The sequence below is a fragment of the Mesorhizobium sp. P2_E6 genome, from assembly GCF_056403835.1.
Genome location: NZ_JBFUEQ010000001.1, coordinates 329,939 through 349,795, shown reverse-complemented (window position 1 = coordinate 349,795; position 19,857 = coordinate 329,939). Strand labels below are relative to the sequence as shown.

Annotated in this window: 12 protein-coding genes and 1 tRNA gene; 7 read left to right on the top strand and 6 right to left on the bottom strand. The window is 64.3% G+C overall.

The annotated features are described in order from the left end of the window. Positions 1-370: 370 nt before the first annotated feature. Positions 371-7,423, top strand: a complete 7,053-nt coding sequence (locus AC1D08_RS01675) for an SdrD B-like domain-containing protein (protein ID WP_477422453.1) — start codon at positions 371-373, stop codon at positions 7,421-7,423. Positions 7,424-7,550: 127 nt separating this feature from the next. On the opposite strand, the gene AC1D08_RS01670 is transcribed toward AC1D08_RS01675, so the two are convergent. The 3 genes from AC1D08_RS01670 to AC1D08_RS01660 all read right to left on the bottom strand — a co-directional run bounded on the left by AC1D08_RS01670 (position 7,551) and on the right by AC1D08_RS01660 (position 10,445). Further along, a tRNA-Arg gene (locus AC1D08_RS01670) sits at positions 7,551-7,627 on the bottom strand. 286 nt (positions 7,628-7,913) lie between these two features. After that, positions 7,914-8,834 carry a DUF1003 domain-containing protein gene (locus AC1D08_RS01665; protein ID WP_457150156.1) on the bottom strand — a complete coding sequence of 307 codons (921 nt, stop codon included), beginning with the start codon at positions 8,832-8,834 and terminating at the stop codon, positions 7,914-7,916. 696 nt (positions 8,835-9,530) lie between these two features. Further along, a complete protein-coding gene (locus AC1D08_RS01660) occupies positions 9,531-10,445 on the bottom strand; it encodes a D-alanyl-D-alanine carboxypeptidase family protein (protein ID WP_457150157.1) in 915 nt (304 codons plus the stop codon). 376 nt (positions 10,446-10,821) lie between these two features. On the opposite strand from AC1D08_RS01660, the gene AC1D08_RS01655 reads away from it, so the two are divergent. The 4 genes from AC1D08_RS01655 to AC1D08_RS01640 all read left to right on the top strand — a co-directional run bounded on the left by AC1D08_RS01655 (position 10,822) and on the right by AC1D08_RS01640 (position 15,241). Beyond that, positions 10,822-12,636: a methyl-accepting chemotaxis protein gene (locus AC1D08_RS01655; protein WP_477422451.1), complete on the top strand. Its 1,815-nt coding sequence runs from the start codon at positions 10,822-10,824 to the stop codon at positions 12,634-12,636. A 337-nt stretch (positions 12,637-12,973) separates the two neighbouring features. Beyond that, entirely contained in the window at positions 12,974-14,077 is a 1,104-nt protein-coding gene (locus AC1D08_RS01650) for a hypothetical protein (protein ID WP_457150159.1), read from the top strand. Positions 14,078-14,188: 111 nt separating this feature from the next. Continuing rightward, positions 14,189-14,809 carry a nucleoside triphosphate hydrolase gene (locus AC1D08_RS01645; RefSeq protein ID WP_457150160.1) on the top strand — a complete coding sequence of 207 codons (621 nt, stop codon included), beginning with the start codon at positions 14,189-14,191 and terminating at the stop codon, positions 14,807-14,809. A gap of 84 nt (positions 14,810-14,893) precedes the next feature. Further along, positions 14,894-15,241, top strand: a complete 348-nt coding sequence (locus AC1D08_RS01640) for a hypothetical protein (RefSeq protein WP_457150161.1) — start codon at positions 14,894-14,896, stop codon at positions 15,239-15,241. A gap of 33 nt (positions 15,242-15,274) precedes the next feature. Here AC1D08_RS01640 and AC1D08_RS01635 read toward each other — a convergent pair whose 3' ends face one another. Continuing rightward, positions 15,275-15,979: a glutathione S-transferase family protein gene (locus AC1D08_RS01635; protein WP_457150162.1), complete on the bottom strand. Its 705-nt coding sequence runs from the start codon at positions 15,977-15,979 to the stop codon at positions 15,275-15,277. Between the two features lie 400 nt (positions 15,980-16,379). Between AC1D08_RS01635 and AC1D08_RS01630 the strand changes: the two genes are divergently transcribed. Beyond that, a complete protein-coding gene (locus AC1D08_RS01630) occupies positions 16,380-17,198 on the top strand; it encodes a class I SAM-dependent methyltransferase (protein ID WP_095083329.1) in 819 nt (272 codons plus the stop codon). Positions 17,199-17,327: 129 nt separating this feature from the next. Here the strand turns inward: AC1D08_RS01630 and AC1D08_RS01625 are convergent, their stop codons facing one another. Then, positions 17,328-18,536, bottom strand: coding sequence for a beta-ketoacyl-[acyl-carrier-protein] synthase family protein (locus AC1D08_RS01625; RefSeq protein ID WP_457150163.1), 1,209 nt, complete (start codon positions 18,534-18,536; stop codon positions 17,328-17,330). 5 nt (positions 18,537-18,541) lie between these two features. After that, entirely contained in the window at positions 18,542-18,796 is a 255-nt protein-coding gene (locus AC1D08_RS01620) for an acyl carrier protein (protein ID WP_184873030.1), read from the bottom strand. A 215-nt stretch (positions 18,797-19,011) separates the two neighbouring features. Here AC1D08_RS01620 and AC1D08_RS01615 point away from each other — a divergent pair, with 215 nt between their 5' ends. Further along, positions 19,012-19,845: an urease accessory protein UreD gene (locus tag AC1D08_RS01615; RefSeq protein ID WP_457150164.1), complete on the top strand. Its 834-nt coding sequence runs from the start codon at positions 19,012-19,014 to the stop codon at positions 19,843-19,845. Positions 19,846-19,857 lie beyond the last annotated feature (12 nt).

Here is a 19,857-nt window from a genome sequence, read left to right as displayed (position 1 = left end):
TCCGCCCAGAAATAGTCAAATGCCGCGAATTGACCGCGAGCAAGTCCCGACCTAGCGTCCGCCGCGGTTGGGTTTGGTTTGGGTTACCTCAAGAATTTGGTGCTTGAAACGGATGCGCTGTCCGGCATCCGGGCGGACAGCTGTGTCCTGTCGACGGGCTCCAGCAGGGCACAAGGGGCGGATGACGCTTGAGCGGCAGGTCTTTTCGGATGGCGGGGCGCGACCCCTCGCGCGCCTGCGGTCCAGGACGCGGCGCGTTGGCGCATTCCTCTTGCCGACCAGGGTCGGCGGCTAACCCAGAGGATCAAGTTTTGCGGCGAACCCGGCCATCACCGCCAGGCGTCGGTGCGGGCGCTAACGAGGGACGACGATGACCACTTTCACGATTTCCGACCAGGCCACCCTCAACGCGGCGATCACTGCTATCGCGGGCCGCGCCGGGACAGACATCTTCAATTTCACGACCAGCTTCACGCTCAGCGGGAATATGACGTCGCTGTTCCTCACGGCCGGCGAAAACCTGACGATCAACGGCAATGGCCAGACGATTGACGGCGCCAACACCTATGGCGGCTTCGTCATCGAGCACGGCACAGTCGCCATCAACGACCTCGACATCGTCCATACCACCGCAAGAGGCGGTACTGGCGGCGTGTGGCAAGGCAATGGCAGCGGCGGCGGCGCCGGGCTGGGCGGCGGCCTGTTCGTCGGCGCCGGCGCCAATGTGACGATCAGCAATGTCGATTTCACCGGCGACCGGGCAATCGGCGGCAATGGCGGCGGTATCAGCAGCACTTTTGCCAATGGCGGCCTGTGGAATGGCTTCCTCAACGATGGCACCGGCTTCGGTGCTGGCGGCATTGGCGGGACTGGCTCTGGCCCTGGCGGCAGTGGTGCAAGTGGTGGCTTCGGCGCCGGCGGCGGCGCGGCCACACCTTCTGCCGGCGCACCCAATGTGCCTGGAAATGGCGGCTGGGGCGCTGGCGGAGGCGGCGTCGGAAGCTTCAGCCATGCCGGATATGCCGGCGGCGGCGGCGGCCTGGGAGCAGGCGGTGCCATCTTCGTCGATACGCTTGGCACGCTGACCATCGCCGGAGGCACGATCTCCGGTGGCGCAGTGCAAGGAGGGGCGGCGGGCCCGAATCAGGGCATCGGGGTCCAGGGCGGCGGCGGCGGCGGGTCAGCCGGCTCCGGCATCTTCCTGCACGGCACGACCATCAATTTCGCGACGGCGCTCGGGCAGATCTCGACCATCAACGACGTCATCCAGGACGGCGACGGCATCGGCGGCATCGTCATGAAAGGCGCTGGAACGCTGCAACTGGGTGGCGCCAACGGCTTTGCCGGCGGCATCACCGTCTACAGCGGCACGCTTTCACTGGCCAACACAACCGCCGCCGGATCGGGCGCCATCAACTTCTTCGGCCATGGCGCGCTGCAGCTCGCTTCGGGTGTGAACATCGCCAACCAGCTCAAGAATTTCGGCACATCCGACACGATTTCACTGCTCGGCTTTGGTTCGGCGACCGGCGTCTCGTACGATTCAGGCACCCACATCCTGACGATCACACGCGCTTCCGGCGGCAGCGAGATCCTGCAGCTCGATGTCACCCACAGCTATCTCGGCAATCATTTCGTGACATCCACCGACGTCAACGGCAACACGACGATCGCGATCTCCAACCTTCTCGCTGACGGCGATTTCCAGTTCATCGATCTGTCGGACACCGGCCCCGGCGTGAGTATCGATCACACTGCCGGCAATACGGTGGCTGGTGTGCTGACGGGATGGACCGGGATCGGCTCCTTCGGCGCTTTCGCGCCGACATCAGCCGTTTCGACCGGCTTTGCCGGCAGCAATATCGGTTTTTTGGGTAACGGCAGCAGCGTATCGCAAACGGTCAACGCGCCTGGAAACTTCGACAGCTACAGTGTCGCTTTCGACCTCGGGAGCCGGGCCGACACGGGCAACGGAACCACTGTGCGGGTGCAGGTGTTCGCGGGCGGGATCCAGATAGCCTCGCAGGACTACGACACCTCATCGGCTGTGCAGGCACATGGCAGCGTCGCGCACTACGTGCTGAACACAGCCGCGCTTGACGCGACCACACGCGGCTTGGCCGTCAAGGTCCTCATCACCGAAATCGGCACTGGCCAGACGCTGTTCGACAACGTCGTGCTGACCGGCATCGACACCACCACGCCCGTAGTGACCAACCACCTCCAGACCGACACCGGCATTTCCAGCATCGACACCCTCACCAACGTCGCGACCCTGACCGGGACGGGCGACGCCAACGCGATCGTGCATTTCACCGTCGACGGCACGCTCGTCGGCCAAACGGCGACCGCCAACGCCGCCGGCGTCTGGACATTCACGCCGACCGGCCTCTTGAATGGCCCGCACACCATCATCGCGAGCGAAACCGACGACGCCGGCAACACCGGAACCTCGTCGACGACCTTCACCCTCGACACCACCTTGCCGGCGGTGACCAACCATCTCCAGACCGATACCGGCATTTCCGGCGCCGACACCATCACCAATGTCGCGACATTGACGGGATCGGGTGACGCCAACGCGATCGTCCACTTCACCGTCGACGGCAACCCAATCGCCCAGACGGCGACCGCAAACGGCGCCGGCGTCTGGACATTCGCGCCGACTGGCCTGCTGGACGGCCAGCACACCATCGTGGCGACCCAGACAGACAACGCCGGCAATACCGGAACGGCGTCGCTGACCTTCACCCTCGACACCACCTTGCCGGCGGTGACCAACCATCTCCAGACCGATACCGGCGTTTCGGGCAGCGACACCATCACCAACGTCGCGACGTTGACCGGAACGGGTGACGCCAACGCCATCGTCCACTTCACCGTCGACGGCAATGCCGTCGCCGGGACGGCGACAGCCAACGGCGCCGGCGCCTGGGCCTTCACGCCGACCGGCCTGCTGGACGGCCAGCACACCATCGTGGCGAGCCAAACGGACGCCGCCGGCAACACCGCAACGTCGTCGCTGGACTTTACCCTCGACACCAGCGCGCCGACCCTGACGATCTCCAGCGATAGCGACCAGATCCACGCCGGCGAATCGGCAACGATCACCTTCACCTTCAGCGAGGACCCCGGCTCGACCTTCGCGTGGGACGGCACGACCGGCGATGTCACCGTCAGTGGTGGTACGCTCAGCGCAATCACCGGCACGGGGCTGACGCGGACAGCCATTTTCACGACCAACGCGGTGCATGGCAGCATCGGCGTCGCCGGCGCGACCTATACCGATGCCGCGGGCAATCCAGGTGGCGCAGGCAATGCGCTGGCGCTGACCGGGCTCGATCACAACATGATCAGCGGTACCGCGTTCGACGACAAAAACGGCAACGGCATCAATGACGACGGTGCCGTGCTGGGCGGAATTACCGTGCACCTTCTAGGCACGGACCATCTCGGCAACGCGGTCGACGTCTCGACCACGACCGGTCTCGATGGAGGCTATTCCTTCACCGACATCTTGGATGGCGCATATTCTGTCCAGTTCGACGCCGACGGCCATATTTTCTCACCGGCGAACCAAGGTGGTGATGCCGCCCTCGACAGCGACGTCAATTCCCTGGGCATCGCGCCGACGATCGTCCTCGTGGAAAACGCCGACATCTCCAATGTGGACGCCGGTATGGCTGTGCCCGCCACGGTCGGCGATTTCGTTTTCAACGACATCAACCTCAATGGTCGCCAGGACGCCGGCGAGGTGGGAATTGCCGGCGTTTCCGTCTCACTTGTCGACACATCCGCGGCGCATAACATCCTGGCAACCGCCACCACCGATGCGAACGGGCACTACGATTTCACCAATCTGCTGCCCGGTTCCTATCAGCTGCAGTTCACGGCGCCCTCGGGATATGTGCTGACGACGCAGGACTCGCCTGTCTCCAACGACGCGACCGACAGCGACGTGTCCGAGTCAACCGGCCTGACAGGTGCATTCAGCCTGATCGATGGCCAGAACGACACCAGCCGCGATGCCGGCATGTATGCCTTGCCGACCTTTGCCGGTCTCGACGGCGACGCGGCGACCTTCACCGAGGACGAGCCGGCTGTCCGTCTCGATACCGGCACCGCCGCTTCGCTGGCCGATGCCGACGGCACTGTCTTTTATACCTACGATTCAAACAATCTGGCGCAGCCCGAGCATCTCACGGTCTCGATCACCGGCGGCGGCACGGCGGCCGAGGACGTGCTTGGCTTCGACACCTCAGGCGATGTTTCGCTTTCCGACGGTCTCACCGCCGGCAGCGTCGTCACGGTCGGCGGGGTAACCGTCGGAACGATCACGGCCGGTGGCGATGGCCAGAACGGACATGACCTGACCGTCACTCTCGATCTCTCGCTGAACAACGCGAATTTCGAAACGCTGCTGCATGCGTTGACCTATTCCAACAGCAACGGCGCCGACCCATCGGCCGCCGATCGCACCGTCACGGTGAGCTTCGACGGCGATCTACAGACACATACGGCAACGACGACGGTGCACGTCTCCGCCGTCAACGACGCGCCGGTAGCCGCGAACGACAGCTACAACGCCAGCGAGGACACGCAGCTGACGATTGCGGCGTCCGGCCTGCTGGCCAACGACAGCGATGCCGACCACGATCCGCTGACGGCGCTGCTGGTCAACGGCCCGTCGCACGGCGTGCTGACGCTGAATGCCGACGGATCGCTGAGCTACACGGCGGACGCCAACTACAACGGCGCTGACAGCTTCACCTATAAGGTCGGTGACGGAACGACGACCTCGGACGTCGCCACGGTCAGCATAAACGTGGCGGCGGTCGACGACCCCGGGCTTGCGGCGGTCGATTCCTTCTCGACCAACGAGGCGACGGCGATCGGCCCGGGCTTCAACGTCTTCGCCGATAATGGCGACGGCATCGATGTCGACATCGACAATCCGCTTTCAGTCGCCGCCGTGAACGGCGTCGCCGGCAATGTCGGCACCGAGATCACGCTGGCCTCCGGCGCGCTGTTGACGCTGAATGCGGACGGCACCTTCGACTACGACCCGAATGGTGTCTTCAACGACCTGCCGGGCGCATCGTCGGGTGCGAGCAACACGACCGCAACCGACAGCTTCACCTATACGCTCGCCGGCGGCAGCATTGGTACGGTGACCATCGCCGTGCACGGGGTCGATGGCGACGGCGACAATCTGATCGGCACGGCGGGCGCCGACACGCTGAATGGCGGCATCGGCGCTGACACCATGCATGGCCTTGCCGGCAACGACATCTACACCGTCGACAATGCCGGCGACCAGGTGTTCGAGGCGGCGGGCGAAGGCACCTATGACACCGTCCGGACCTCGGTCAGCTATGCACTGGCCGCGGGCCAGCAGATCGAGACGTTGGCGACGGACAATGTTGCCGCCACGACCGCCATCACCCTGACCGGCAATGAGTTCGCGCAAACCATCATCGGCAATGCCGGCGCCAACATCATCGACGGCCTTGGCGGCGCCGACACCATGCAAGGCGGCCTCGGCAACGATACCTACACTGTCGACAATGCCGGCAACCAGGTGATCGAGGCGAACGGCCAGGGCACCGACAGCGTCTTCAGTTCCGTCTCCTTCAATCTCTTCGGCCAGGAGATCGAGGCCCTGACGCTGACCGGCACAGGGTCCATCAACGGCACCGGCAATCAACTTGCCAACACCATCACCGGCAACAGCGGCGACAACGTCATCGACGGTCTTGGCGGCGCCGACACCATGCAAGGCGGCACCGGCAACGACAGCTATTATGTCGACAATGCCGGCGACCGTGTCTTCGAGCTCAACGGCCAGGGCACCGACAGCGTCTTCAGCTCCGTCTCCTTCAACCTCTCAGGCCAGGAGCTGGAGAACCTGACGCTGCTCGGCGCCGCAAGCATCGACGGCACCGGCAATTCGACCGCCAATGTCCTCACTGGCAATTCCGGCGCCAACACGCTCATCGGACTGGGCGGCAACGACACGCTGGACGGCAAGGCCGGCGCCGACACCATGCAAGGCGGCGTCGGCAACGACATCTATTATGTCGACAATGCCGGCGACCATATCATCGAGGCCAACGGCCAGGGCACCGACAGCGTCTTCAGTTCCGTCTCCTTCAACCTCTCCGGCCAGGAGCTGGAAAACCTGACGCTGCTTGGCGCGGCAAACCTCGACGGCACCGGCAATTCCACCGGCAATTTTCTCACCGGCAATGCCGGCGCCAACACGCTCTTCGGCCTGGGCGGCAACGACACGCTGGATGGCATGGCCGGCGCCGACACCATGCAGGGCGGCCTCGGCAACGACACCTACTTCGTCGACAACATCGGCGATCATGTCATCGAGCTCAACGGCCAGGGCTTCGATACGGTCAACAGCGCCATTTCCTTCAACCTCTCCGGCCAGGAGCTGGAGAACCTGATGCTGCTCGGCACGGGCAACATCAACGGAACCGGCAATTCGACCATCAACGACATCACCGGCAACAGCGGCAACAACATCCTCGACGGCCTCGTCGGCGCCGACACGATGCGAGGCGGCCTCGGCAACGACACCTATTTCGTCGACAATATTGGCGATCATATCTTCGAGCTCAACGGCCGGGGCACCGACAGCGTCTTCAGTTCCGTCTCCTTCAACCTCTCTGGCCAGGAGCTGGAAAACCTGACGCTGACCGGCACAAGCAACCTCAACGGCACCGGCAACTCGACCGGCAACACGCTCACCGGCAATGCCGGCGCGAACACGCTTTTCGGGCTTGGCGGCAACGACACGCTGGATGGCAAGGCCGGTGCCGACATGATGCAGGGCGGCACCGGCAACGACATCTACTTCGTCGACAATGCCGGCGACCGGGCGATCGAGCTCGACGGCCAGGGCACCGACACGGTCAACAGTTCGGTCAGCTTCAATCTCTCCGGCCAGGAACTGGAGAACCTCAACCTGCGCAGCGGGGCCTCCATCAACGGCACCGGCAACCACATCGACAATGTCATCACCGGCAATTCCGGCGACAACATCATCAACGGCCTCAGCGGCAACGACACGCTGACCGGCGCGCTGGGCCATGACAGTTTCCTCTTCACCACCGCACTCAGCCTCGTCGTCAATGTCGACACCATCACCGACTTCTCGGTGGTCGACGACACCATCGTGCTCGATCACGCCATCTTCGCCGCACTTGCCGGCAACGGCACGCTGAGCGCCGACCAGTTCACCGCCAACGCCTCCGGCACCGCCACCGATGCCAACCAGCACATCATCTACGAGACCGACACCGGCTGGCTCTACTATGACAGCAACGGCGATGCCGCGGGCGGCTCGAAGCATTTCGCCACGGTGGCGGCGAACCTGGCGATGACCAACGCAGATTTTGTGGTGGTGTGAGGGGGGGCGAGAGCCACTATCTGGGGTGGGATGGTGGGCCGGTGCGCCCGCCCCTTGGGCCCAAAGTGCTACCCATGTCTCCGGTATAAACCGTAACCTATGTGTCCGGAATGGACCCTCAGGCTGTTGGCGCACCCGACAGGATTCGAACCTGTGACCTCTGCCTTCGGAGGGCAGCGCTCTATCCAGCTGAGCTACGGGTGCTTCCCGGCGATCCGGAAAACGAACCAGCCGGTGAACCGGCAAGTCACGGCTTCTTAGCGGAAGCCGGGGCAGGCTTCAACGGGCAATTGGCGATTGGCGGCGTCCGTTGATGGTTGGTCCTCTCACGGGTGCGGGCGCTCCCCCTCTCCGTCTCGGCTTCACCGAGCCACCTTGCCGGGGCGAGCCACCGGTCTCGCCCGGGGGCGAGGAACCGGAGCTTTTCTGGGACGCGCCTCGTGACCGCAGCCCGCTCCTTCCGTTCGACCTCGCACCGCGCTCCGCCCTACTACCCCGCCTCGCTCCTCACCGCCCGTGCCCTGCGTGGCGCGCGCTTGGGCTTCTTGGCGCCGGTCAGTTCGTGCATGGCGTCGAGCTGCATCTGCTGCATTTCGGCCAGGCGGGTCCATTGGCGCGAGATGAGGTAGTCGAGCTTTTCGTGCAAATGGCGCACTTCGAGCTCGGCCTTGAGGTTGACGCGGTATTCGTTGAAGGAGCGCAGGCGGTCCTTGGTCTCCTGCCGCTTCTGGCTCATCATGATGATCGGCGCCTGGATGGCGGCAATGCAGGAGAGCAGAAGGTTGAGCAGGATGAAGGGGTAGGGATCGAAGGCGCTCACCGTGCCCTCGAGCAGGTTGATGCCGATCCACACCAGAAGCACGGTGGCGAAGGAGATCAGGAACCACCAGCTGCCGCCGAAAGCGGCCATGTTGTCGGAGACACGGTCGGCAAATGTCCGGTGCTCCTCGAACTCCTCCTCGCTGTTTTCGGAAATGGTGTCTTGCCTGGCGATCGATTCGACCACCTGCCGGTCGAGCTCGGAGAATTCGCCATGCTCCTGCTGGAGCAGCTCCTCCATGTAGCGCATGCGGTAGCGGCCAAGCTCCGCGCGGCTGATGCGGGCGCCGGGCGGCAGGTCCGGATGGTCGGCATGGATGCGGTCGGCAAGGCTGGGGCGCAGCGTGTCGATGCGGACAAGATCGCGCTTGCGGAATTTCCGGCCCGAGATCGCCGATGGCTTTTTCTTCGGCTTGGCGTGTGATGCGCCTGGGGCCGATGGCTCCGAATCCGGCACTTCGGGCACCTCGGAGTGCTCGTCCGAACCATGTTCGGCCTCATGCTCGCCAATGGTCGGCGCCTCGAAATATTCGCCGCCGCCATCGTTCTGGTTGTCTGCCGGCTGCTCCGGCGTTTTGGGGACGGTGCTCATGGTGCGGGCTCCTGATGGGGGTGCTCAGCTTGACGATACGCCTATGCCGCAACATCGCCAGTTTCGCGACGGATTTCGCATGGCGTACAAGTTCTTGTGATCGATCTGAAGGGCAGCGGTTGGCATGGCCGAAGAATGCGGCGGCGGGATGGAAACTCGTTCGGTAGCGATCCTTCCCACCCCCCTCTGTCCTGCCGGACATCTCCCCCGCAAGGGGGGAGATTGGATGTCACAACGGCTTTCGCCAATCCCCAACGTCGAAGAAAAGGAGCCGTCAGAGCAAACTGCCAATCTCCCTCCTTGCGGGGGTTGAGGAGCGGTCCGCGTAGCGGACGGGAAGCCAATTGCTTGGCTTTCCTAACGACGAACGTCCGGCAGGACAGAGGGGGGTGCTGTCCCGCCGACATCACACGAACTTCAGCACCGCGGCAGCGCTCCGAAGTCGCGGCATGGTTAGCGACCGCAACAAAAAACCCGCCTCGCGGCGGGTTACTCGTCCAGTAGGTCAGTTGGCGCAAATCAGCACCGTACTCGAATCTATAGCACAATTGCCCTCACCGGGCAATCCGTTGGCGGGCAGCCGGGCGCGAAAGTGGCTCGATGCTTGCTACCGGCAGCTCGCCCTTCGCAGGCTCAGGGCGTTCGTCGTTCAAAAAGCCAAGCAATTGGCTTTTTGTCCGCTGCGCGGACCACTCCTCACTGCTGTTCGGCGAACATCAGCCTGGTCTTGGTGTCGGCCATGGCGGGCGACAGGCTGCGCTGGATCAGTGCCTCGACATGGTCGTTGCGCTGGCGGGCGCTGTCGGCGCCCATCACCACGACGATCAACTGGCGGCCGTCGGCGTCGTAGGAGGTGACGATGTTGAAGCCGGAGGCCCTGATGTAGCCGGTCTTGATGCCGTTTACGCCGCGCACGCGGCCGAGCATGTCGTTGTGGCCGCGCACCAGTCGGCCACGGAACATGAAATCGCTTTCCGAGAAATAGTGGAACTGCTGCGCGAAGCGGGAATGCAGCGCCATGCCGAGCACCGCCATATCGCGCGCCGAGCTGTGCTGGTCGCCGTCGGGCAGGCCCGACGCGTTGCGGAACACGGTGCTCACCATGCCGAGCTGGCGCGCCTTGGCGGTCATCATGGCGGCGAACTGCTCCTCCGAGCCGCCGAGATATTCGCCGACCGCCACCGCCACGTCGTTGGCCGACTTGACGACAATGGCGCGGATCGCCGAATCGACGTCGATGGTCTCGCCGCGCCGGAAGCGCATCTTGGTCGGCGGCTGCGAGGCGGCGTGGTCCGACACCGGGATCTGCGTCGCCTTGGTGACGCGACCGGACTCCAGCGCCTCGAACAGCAGGTACAGCGTCATCATCTTGGTCAGCGAGGCCGGGTAGCGCTGCGCCGTCGAGTTGACCTCGAACAGCTGCTTGCCGGTTTTGGCGTCGACGACGATGGCGGCATATTTCTGCGGCGGCGCCGGCACCGCCAGCACCGCATCCGGCGGCGTCACGGTCGTGCAGCCGGCAAGCAGCAGCAACAGGCCAAGGGCCGCAAAAAGTCTCTGGACGAGCGGAAGTGGACGCGGGTTGGACAAGGGCAAGTCTGTTCTGGTCATGCTGTTGCTGAGATGAGCCGAAGCTAACGTAACGCGCCAGCTGCGTCCAACTGGTTAATGACGGTCATACCCAGGATTGTCATCGTAAGCTTGGGTTCCTCGCCCCCGCAGAGCGGGGGAGAGGTGGCCGCGAAGCGGACGGAGAGGGGGATTTCGTAAAGCGCCATCGTGCGAACGAAGGTCTCGGATCATTTGGCGCAGCCGGCGCCGGCCCCCTCTCCGTCTCGGCTTCGCCGAGCCACCTCTCCCCACTTCGTGGGGCGAGGAACCAAGCTTGCGGGCCGCCCCGAAATCGCCTGTTTCCTGTCTTCCCTTGCCAAAGCCGCGCTTCCTGAGGGAAGGGGCGTGGCATTCTGTCGGCTTGGGGGGCTTGGGCATGACGAACATCGGGGCTGGCGGCGTTGCGCCGTCGCTTATCAAGGCATCACTCAGCCGCACCGGCAAATGGGCCGGCAGCATCGCCTTTGTCGGGGGTGCCGCTTCCGACGTCCTCAATCCGCTGGCGCCATTCGCCGCCTATATCGCGCTGGTCGCCTCGGTGGCGGCGGTCATCATTGCCATTGCCATCGTGCTGCGGCTGGTGCTGGCGGCCAAGGCACTGCCGGCCTTGATTTTCGCCACCAGCGCCGCCGCCGTCGCCGGCGGCGTCTACGGCCTGCAACAGCAGACCAACTCGCAGAACGGGGTGATCGCCAGCCTGGTGCCAGCCATCGCCGGGCTGCAGCAATCGATGGGCATCGTCTCGGAGAAGGTGGCCAAGATCGAGCAGACCGTCACGCAGACGCAAGAGACGGTCGAAGCGGTCAAGCAGTCGACCGACACGGTGGCGAAGAAGACCGACGAGATCGCGTCGGCCCAGCAGCAGCAGACGCAGCAGACGGCGCAGGTGCAGAAGACCGCCGAAGAGGTGAAGAAGCAGACCGAGACGCTGGCCGCCGGCCAGGCGCAGCAGCAGGCCCAGACCGAGAAGCTGCAAGCGACGACCGAGCAGATCGCCGCCTCGATCGACACCATCGCCAAGGGCTTTGCCGCCCTTGCCGCGCAGGGCGGGGCGATCGCCGAGCCGAAGCGGCCGGATGAGTTTTATCACAACGCCCGCGTCTACGAATTGTCGGGCGACATGCTCAATGCGCGGCGCTCCTACCTCGCCTTCGCGGGCTTCGATGTCGATGCCATCGACCCCTACACGCGCTTTGCCACGCTGCTCAGGGTCCAGGACGGCAAGGCCGGCGCCCGCGAGGTGTTCGGCGCCCTTTCCGACAAGGGCAAGGCGCTGTCGATCAAGCTCGTGCATATCCTGCAGTTCGACGACGCCCAGCGCCTCGACAAGCTCAACGCCTTCATCGCGGCCAATCCGGATTTCGCACCGGCCTATTTCCTGCTGGCGCAGGAGTTCTCGGAAGACCGCCTCGGCGCCCAGCCGCTGGCCGACAAGCGCAACGAGGCCAAGGCGCTGACCAAATTCATGTCCTACGAAAAGGACGGCGGACTGCTCAAATATTTCGTCGACCAGACCCAGCTCGCCGACTGGCTGGACCGCAGCCGCAGCCGGCTGGCAGCCCTCGGCGACGTGCTCGATCCCTCGCGCTTCGTGCCGACGCTGACGCCGATGCGCTCGAACCAGGGCTGGTCGATGACCATCTCGCTGCCCGAGCCGGCGACCGCCATCTCCTGGCGCATGGGCGACAGCGGCCCGTTCACCGACACCGGCTTCCTGGCGCTCAACGACCAGACCACCGGCAAGCCGATGCCCAATCCGAGTTTCGAGCTGCCTGGCAGCACCGCGGCCGGCACCATCGCCGTCAAATATCTCGACATCAGGGGGCGCGAGACCGGCCCGTTCGACATCCGCTTCGACCCGGAGGCAGCACTCCAGCAAGGCGACAAGCAGATCCTCGACCAGTTCTGGACCTCGTGGATCGCCTTCGACTCCGGCGGCAATCACGGCCTGGTCTATTTCACCCAGATGCTGTCCTACCGCTGCGCCATCAAGGAGGTGCATTACAGCCTCAACGGCGCCGCGCTCGACAAGTCGTTCGAGATACCAGCCTGCGACAAGAAAGACCCCTACGCCATCCCTTACGAGGCCAAGGGCTACATCAAGGTTGCCGACAGCGTGACGTCGATGTCGGTGCAGGTCACCTATACCGACGGCACCAAATCGCCGGTGCGGGAATACAAACGGCAGTAAGCCTTTCATGGCGATGGCTTCGGGTCGAGATTTGCCTTGCCCGGCGTTTGCGCCGCCCCTCACCTGCCTGCCGGCATCCTCTCCCCGTATAGGAACGGGGAGAGGGGCGCTGTCGTCAACGGTTTCGCCGATCACCAGCGTTGCAGAGAAAGCGCGGGCGTTGCGGTCAGTTCCCTTCTCCCCGTCACTATAAGGGGAGAAGGTGCCGGCAGGCGGATGAGGGGCAGCGCCGACCCGACGGTTTCCATTGTGCCTGATGCAAAATGCCTTACGCGGTGCTTGCGCAAGCCGCGCCGAACGGGTTCTTGTTCCGCCCATCAGAATCGGTGAGAGCGCTATGACTATCAGCACGATCAAGGCAAAAGGCATTTCGGTCTCGCTCGACCTCACGGTCGGCCACATCGCCGACATGGTCGTCGACGGCGGCGGGCGGAAGCTCAAGCCGCTGCATCGCGCGCCGTGGATCGATGAGCCGCGCGAGACGCTGCCGAAAGACCTGCCCGAGGGCACCGTCCGCCTGTCCGGCGACTTTCTCTGCGCGCCGTTTTCGCGCAGCGATGTCGAGGAGGCGCCGCTGCATGGCTGGCCGGCCAACAGCGCCTGGGATGTCACCGACAGCGCCGCGACCAACGATGGCTGGCGGGCCAGCTTCCGCTTGCGGCACAAGGTGATGGGCGCGACGGTCGACAAGATCCTGACGCTGCGCGACGACCATCCCTTCCTCTACCAGGAGCATGTGTTTTCCGGCGGCCATGGCGCGATCTCGGTCGCCCATCACCCGATGACGGCGATGACCGGCGGCGGCAAGCTGGCCTTTTCGCCAAAGCGGTTCGCCGCGACGCTCGACGATCCACTGGAGCCGGATCCCGCACGCGGCCGCTTCATGCTGGCCTATCCGGCGCGGTCCACCGATCTCAGCCATTTCCCCGCCGCCGGCGGTGGCACGCTCGACCTGACGCAGTACTGCATGGACGACCGTCGCGAGGATTTCGTCACTTTGGTCGAGGCCGATCATGGCGGGCCGGGTTGGACGGCACTGGCGCGCCAGGCCGAAGGCGATCTGGTGCTGGTGCTGAAGAACCCGGCCGAGCTGCCGATCACCATGCTGTGGCTCAGCAATGCCGGGCGCGACTACGCGCCGTGGAGCGGTCGCCATCGCGGCGTGCTCGGCATCGAGGATGGCCGCGCGTCCGTCGGCCATGCCGCGTCGATCGGCGACAACTGGCTGAAGCGCGAAGGGGTGGCGACCGCCTTTGCGCTCCGCGAAGGCCACAGCGTTTCCTTTCGCCATGTCATCGGCGCCATGCCGCTCTCCGGCGGCGAGCCACCACAGGCGGTCACCACGGCGAACGGCCGCATGCGGCTGGCGGCCGGTAGCTCGACCTGGGAGGTTCCCTTCGACAGCGATTTCCTGCGCATCGGCCAGCCTGTGGCTGCCTGAGTGCGCGGCATCAATGCGGATTTGAAATTTCCGCCGACTGCCGCCAAGATGTGGCCGAAATCATCATGCGGAACATGGTGGATTTGAAGCTCCTGCCAGAGAGAGGCTCTCATGTCCGAAATCGCCCATCTCGCCGCCACCATCTTCAAGCGCGCCGGCAAGGTGCGACGCTTCGTCGTCGCCATTGCCGGTCCGCCGGGTGCCGGCAAGTCGACATTGTCGGCAAGCCTGCATGACCTGCTGCCGGAAGGCGCCGTGGAAGTCGTGCCTATGGATGGCTTCCACTATGACGACATCGTGCTCGAGCGGCGCGGCTTGCGCGCGCGCAAAGGGGCACCGGAAACCTTCGACTTTGCCGGCTTCGAAACCTTGCTGAAACGGATCCGCGCCGGTGAACCCGATATCGCCATCCCGGTTTTCGACCGCACCATGGAACTGTCGCGCGCCGCCGCCTCGATCGTCGCCACCGAGACCAAGTTCATCCTGGTCGAGGGCAATTACCTGCTGCTCGACGAGGAGCCGTGGTCGCGGCTGGCGCCGCTGTTCGATTTCTCGATCTTCGTCGACGTGCCGCGCGACGAGCTCGAGCGCCGCCTGCTCGAGCGCTGGCACGGTCATGGCCGCTCCGACGCGGATGCCCGCGCCTGGATCGCCTCCAACGACATGCCCAACATCGACCGGGTGCTTGCCCGCCGCCGGACCGCTGACCTGGTGATCGGCGTTTCGGCGTGATTGTAAGGATTCTTCAAGGGGAACCTTAAGACTTTCAGGCCGTTATCTCCCCAGGCAATTCGGCCAGAAGAGGGATTCCATCCGATGGCACAAAAGGCAAGAAGACCCGCGCCCGCCAAGGGCAAGGCAACCCAATCGAAGGCAGGCGCCGGTCCGGCGATCGCCGAGCGTTCCAAGGACGCCAAGCCGTCTTTCGGCAAGGCGGCGCCGAAGAAAGTGGTGCCTGCCGCGGCGAAGACCGCGCCCAAGGTGGCAAAGCCCAAAAAGCCGGCAAACACTGGCGATTCGCTGTCGGGCAGCGCCATGCGCACGGTCAAGGCCACGGCCAATGTGGCAGCCGGCGCCGTCGTCGTCGCGGCAAGGGGTGCGGCATCGTTTGCCGCTTCCGTCGTGGGCAGGGGCGGCTCGAAAGCCAAGGCGAAGGCAAAATAGCAGCGTTCTGTCGAGGGCCTGGCCGGCTTTGATTCAGCCCTTCGCCGGGATGGTCAGGCCCTTTTGTACGGCTGGCCTGGCAAGGCCGCGTTCCAGCCATGTCCCGACATTGCCGAAATCATCGAAGCCGACGAGTTCGCGCGCTTCGTAGAAGCCGATCAGGTTGCGCACCCAGCCGAGCAGCGAGATGTCGGCGATGGTGAAGTCATTGTCCATGATCCACTTGCGGCCCTTCAGCCTGCCGTCGAGCACACCGATCAGCCGCCGCGATTCATCGCGATAGCGCTCCAGCGGGCGCTTGTCGGCAATTTCACGGCCGGCGAATTTGTGGAAGAAGCCTACCTGGCCGAACATCGGCCCGACCGAGGCCATCTGGAAGAACACCCATTGGATCGTCTCGTAGCGCCGCGCCGCGTCCACCGGCATGAGCAGGCCGGTCTTTTCGGCGAGGTAGAGCAGGATGGCGCCGGATTCAAACAGGCCGATCGGCTTCCCGTCCGGACCGTTCGGATCGATGATCGCCGGTATCTTGCCGTTGGGGTTGAGCGACAGGAATTCCGGTGTCCAGCTCTCGTTCTTGCCGATGTTGACCAGATGCGGCTCGTAGGGCAGGCCGAGCTCTTCCAGGGCGATCGATATCTTCACCCCGTTGGGCGTCGTGGCCGAATAGAGCTGGATCTGGTCCGGATGCCTGGCTGGCCAGCGCGTTGCGATCGGAAAGGCGGACAGGTCGGCCATGGAAAACTCCTGAACGGGGATTGGCGCCGGGGCGGCACTGGTTTTGGCGGGTTCAGCCAAGGATTTAGGCGGACGGCCGATTCTGATCAATATGGCGGCGACTGTTTCACTGCGCACGGACAGTCCATGAACCGGACGGTTCGGGGACGGTAGGGATCGCCTGGGCGGGTGGTAGCCGCCTTATTGCCACGCCTGGCGCGATGCGCCACCTGACCGTCATAGCACTTTTGAAAGCAGGGCGCGCGCAGGCTCGATCGACGTGGGAGCATATTGCCGGAAAGACCACCGGCAGCAATTGCCTGCGGTATCCGAAGCACGTCCGTCATCAGGATGTCGGCAACAGGTGCACGACATAGCGAACGTCGCGATCCGTGCTATATCTGGGCAGTTGGGGGGCTCGATGAACGACACCGACTACGCGCTGGGACATGCAGAGGCGGAGTTGCGCCGCCTCAGCACCCAGGCACGGTTGATCGATCCGATCACGCGTCGCTTTCTGGAAGCTGCCGGAATCACCAAAGGTATGCGCATCCTCGATATTGGCAGCGGCGCCGGCGATGTCGCGTTTCTCTGTGGCGAACTGGTTGGGCCGACTGGAGAAGTTGTGGGTACCGACCTTGCCCTTGCAGCCGTCGAAAGGGCGGAGCTGCGCGCCAGGAATGCCGGGTCAGGCACAATCTCCTTCAGACACGGCGATCCGGCTGAACTGAATTTTGACGAACCCTTCGATGCGATCGTTGGTCGCTACGTTCTCCAATTCATGCCCGATCCAGCACAGTCGCTCCGACGGATCGCCCGTCATTTGCGGCCTGGTGGGGTCGTCGTATTCCACGAACTTGACTGGGATGGCGCTCGTTCGTCGCCCCCGTCGCCGACATACGATAAGGTATGCGGGTGGCTCAGCCGTACAATCGAGGGGGCGGGAGCGCAGGTGCGCCTTGGTGCCCGACTTGCCTCTCTGTTTGAAGAGGCTGGTCTACCCTCGCCTGTCCTGAGGCTGGAGGCGGTCATCTCGTCAGGGCCACGGGCAGTTGACGTTGTACACCTTGTGACCGATCTCGTGGAAACACAATTGCCGACCATGGAGCGGCTAGGGATCGCAGCAGCTTCGCAGGTCGAGCCCCTTACACTCGCTGACCGCATCCTGTCGGAGGTCGGTGCCGACGGCACGTTGATGGGGCGATCGGAGATAGGTGCCTGGACCACGAGGCCGGAGTGAACGCACGCGTCGTCGTGCGATGACCGCTCTCCAACCTCCTCCAGACGGTCTTCCAGCAGCACAGCATCGGGCAGACGCAACCGCCCGGACAGGCCGGGATCGCCTGCGGCCGGTCGAGATCGGGTGGGATCAAACCGCCTTGAAGGCCAGCACCGCATTGGTGCCGCCGAACGCGAAGCCATTGCTGATCGCCGTGCGCACCTTGCGTTCACGCGCCACGTTCGGCGTGATGTCGAGGTCGCAATCGGGATCAGCTTCGCGAAAATTGGCCGTCGGCGGCACCATGCCTTCACGGATCGCCATCACGCAGGCGATCATCTCCAGCGCGCCCGATGCGCCAAGGCAATGGGCATGCATGGATTTGGTCGACGACACCGACAGTTTGTAGGCATGGTCGCCGAAGACGCGCTTGATCGCCGCCGTCTCGATCTGGTCGTTGGCCTTGGTGCCGGTGCCATGGGCATTGAGATAGTCGACATCCTCGGGATTGAACCCGGCGTCGGCCAGGCAGGCGCGCATGGCGGCCGTCGGTCCTTCGATGGTTGGCGCGACGATGTCGGACGCGTCGGCGGAAAGGCCGGCGCCGGCAATTTCGGCAAGGATGGTGGCGCCGCGCGCCATGGCATGTTCGTAGCTCTCCAGCACCGCCATGCCGGCGCCCTCGCCGAGCGACAGGCCCTGGCGATCAGCCGAGAATGGCCGGCAGGTGTCGGGCGCCAGCACCCGCAATGCCTCCCAGCCCTTCAGGATACCCCAGACCAGCGGCGCATCGGTGCCGCCCGCGACCATCACGTCGGCGCGGCCGAGCCTGATCTGGTCGACGGCCGAGGCGATGGCATGGTTGGACGACGAGCAAGCGGAGGTGACGCCGAAAACCGGACCGCGCAGGCCGAGACTCATGCTGACCTGGCCGGAGGCCGCACTGGGCATCACTTTCGGCACGGTGAAGATGCCGGCGCGGTTCTTGCCCTCGATCAGGATGGCGCGGTAGTTTTCCTCGATCGCTTCCCAGCCGCAAACACCGACGCCGACGACGGTGCCCATCCGGTAGGTAGTGGCTTCGTCCGAGGCCAGACCGGCCTGCTGCATAGCCTCCCTGGCCGCGATCACCGCCAGCAGGCTGAAACGGTCCATCGACACCAATTGCTTGCGGTCAATGCCGTGATCGGGAAGCGTCTTGATTTCGCAACCGACCTTGACCTTCAGATCATGCAGTTGCGGACTGCTGATCTGGCCGATGGCCGAGCGGCCGGCGCGCATTTCATTCCAGATCGCGGGCGCGTTGGTGCCAAGCCCGCAAATACCGCCCATGCCGGTGATGACAACGCGCTGCCGCATTCAGGTCAGGCTTTTTTCGCGATCAGCGCGCGAACAGCTTCCACCATGTCGCCGACATTCTTCAGATTGCTCCAGGCATCGACCGTGTTCATCTCGATCTCGATGCCATAATCTTCCTCGAGATCGAAGATGATCTCCGTCAGCTCGAGCGAATGGATACCAAGCGAGGTCAATTCAGTGTTGGTCGTGATTTCTTCGCCGCCGGGCTCGGCATGAGCCTTGATCTTCGCGATGATATCCGTTGCCAGCTGGTCGGCCATTCGGTTTCTTCCCCACTATGTCGCGTTTCCCGACGCCAATTGAGCAGCGCCCCTTTTTCTCCCGGTATCAAGCCGCCGTCTTCGCTCTATACCCCCGCCAAGCGCTGCATGACCGTACCAAGGTGGTTCCCTCTATAGAAACCGAAACGTTGTCAAGCAACAAGCTATATCAAGCCATGCATCGACAAAGGCGCCGGAGTGCTTAACGTGCTGGCATGGATAAGACCGAACATGGCAGGATTTCGACGCAGCGCGCCGCGGGCGCGGCTCGGCTTTCCTGCGCCGTCGTCGACGGTCGCACGCGGCTGCGGCGCCTCTATCAGGACGGTGCCGCCAAGATAAGGATGCCGGCGGTCTCGACCGATCCGCTCGAAGCGGTGCTGATCAACACCGCTGGCGGGATGACCGGCGGCGACCGTATCGCCTGGGACGTGGATGTCGGCGCGGCGGCCTCGGCATCGATCACGACCCAGGCCTGCGAGAAAATCTATCGGGCGGCATCCGACCATGCCGAGGTGCGGGTGAAACTATCGGTCGGTGAAAACGGCCGCATCGCCTGGCTGCCGCAGGAAACCATCGTCTTCGACCAGACGGCGTTTGCCCGCACGCTGGACGTCGAGCTTGCCGTCGGCGCCGAGGCGCTGGTGCTGGAGGCCGCCGTCTTCGGCCGCCTGGCCATGGGCGAACACGTCACGAAAGGCAATTTCCATGACCGCTGGCGTGTCCGCCAGGACGGCGAGCTCATTCATGCCGAGGATTTCCGCATCGGACCCGATATCGCGGCCACGCTCGACCGCCCGGCGATTGCCGGTGGCGCGGTCGCGATGGCGACGCTGCTGCTGGTGTCGCCGCGGGCCGAGGCCCTGCTCGATCCGGTTCTGGAGATCGTCGGCGACCAGGGCAGCGCCAGCGCCTGGAGCGTGAGGAAATCTGGCAAGCTTCTTGCGAGGCTCTACGCCGGGGACGGCTATCGGCTCCGCCAGCGGCTGGTTCCGCTGGTCCAATTGCTCAACGGAAAGGCGGGGTTGCCCAAATTATGGTCATTGTAAGTCCGTCTATGC

What these genes read in the sequence shown, in the direction of transcription:
- AC1D08_RS01665 (WP_457150156.1), bottom strand. Translation starts at nt 8,834, where the DNA reads ATGAGCACCGTCCCCAAAACGCCGGAGCAGCCGGCAGACAACCAGAAC.
- AC1D08_RS01635 (WP_457150162.1), bottom strand. Translation starts at nt 15,979, where the DNA reads ATGGCCGACCTGTCCGCCTTTCCGATCGCAACGCGCTGGCCAGCCAGG.
- AC1D08_RS01650 (WP_457150159.1), top strand. Translation starts at nt 12,974, where the DNA reads ATGACTATCAGCACGATCAAGGCAAAAGGCATTTCGGTCTCGCTCGAC.
- AC1D08_RS01645 (WP_457150160.1), top strand. Translation starts at nt 14,189, where the DNA reads ATGTCCGAAATCGCCCATCTCGCCGCCACCATCTTCAAGCGCGCCGGC.
- AC1D08_RS01655 (WP_477422451.1), top strand. Translation starts at nt 10,822, where the DNA reads ATGACGAACATCGGGGCTGGCGGCGTTGCGCCGTCGCTTATCAAGGCA.
- AC1D08_RS01620 (WP_184873030.1), bottom strand. Translation starts at nt 18,796, where the DNA reads ATGGCCGACCAGCTGGCAACGGATATCATCGCGAAGATCAAGGCTCAT.
- AC1D08_RS01630 (WP_095083329.1), top strand. Translation starts at nt 16,380, where the DNA reads ATGAACGACACCGACTACGCGCTGGGACATGCAGAGGCGGAGTTGCGC.
- AC1D08_RS01660 (WP_457150157.1), bottom strand. Translation starts at nt 10,445, where the DNA reads ATGACCAGAACAGACTTGCCCTTGTCCAACCCGCGTCCACTTCCGCTC.
- AC1D08_RS01640 (WP_457150161.1), top strand. Translation starts at nt 14,894, where the DNA reads ATGGCACAAAAGGCAAGAAGACCCGCGCCCGCCAAGGGCAAGGCAACC.
- AC1D08_RS01675 (WP_477422453.1), top strand. Translation starts at nt 371, where the DNA reads ATGACCACTTTCACGATTTCCGACCAGGCCACCCTCAACGCGGCGATC.
- AC1D08_RS01625 (WP_457150163.1), bottom strand. Translation starts at nt 18,536, where the DNA reads ATGCGGCAGCGCGTTGTCATCACCGGCATGGGCGGTATTTGCGGGCTT.
- AC1D08_RS01615 (WP_457150164.1), top strand. Translation starts at nt 19,012, where the DNA reads ATGGATAAGACCGAACATGGCAGGATTTCGACGCAGCGCGCCGCGGGC.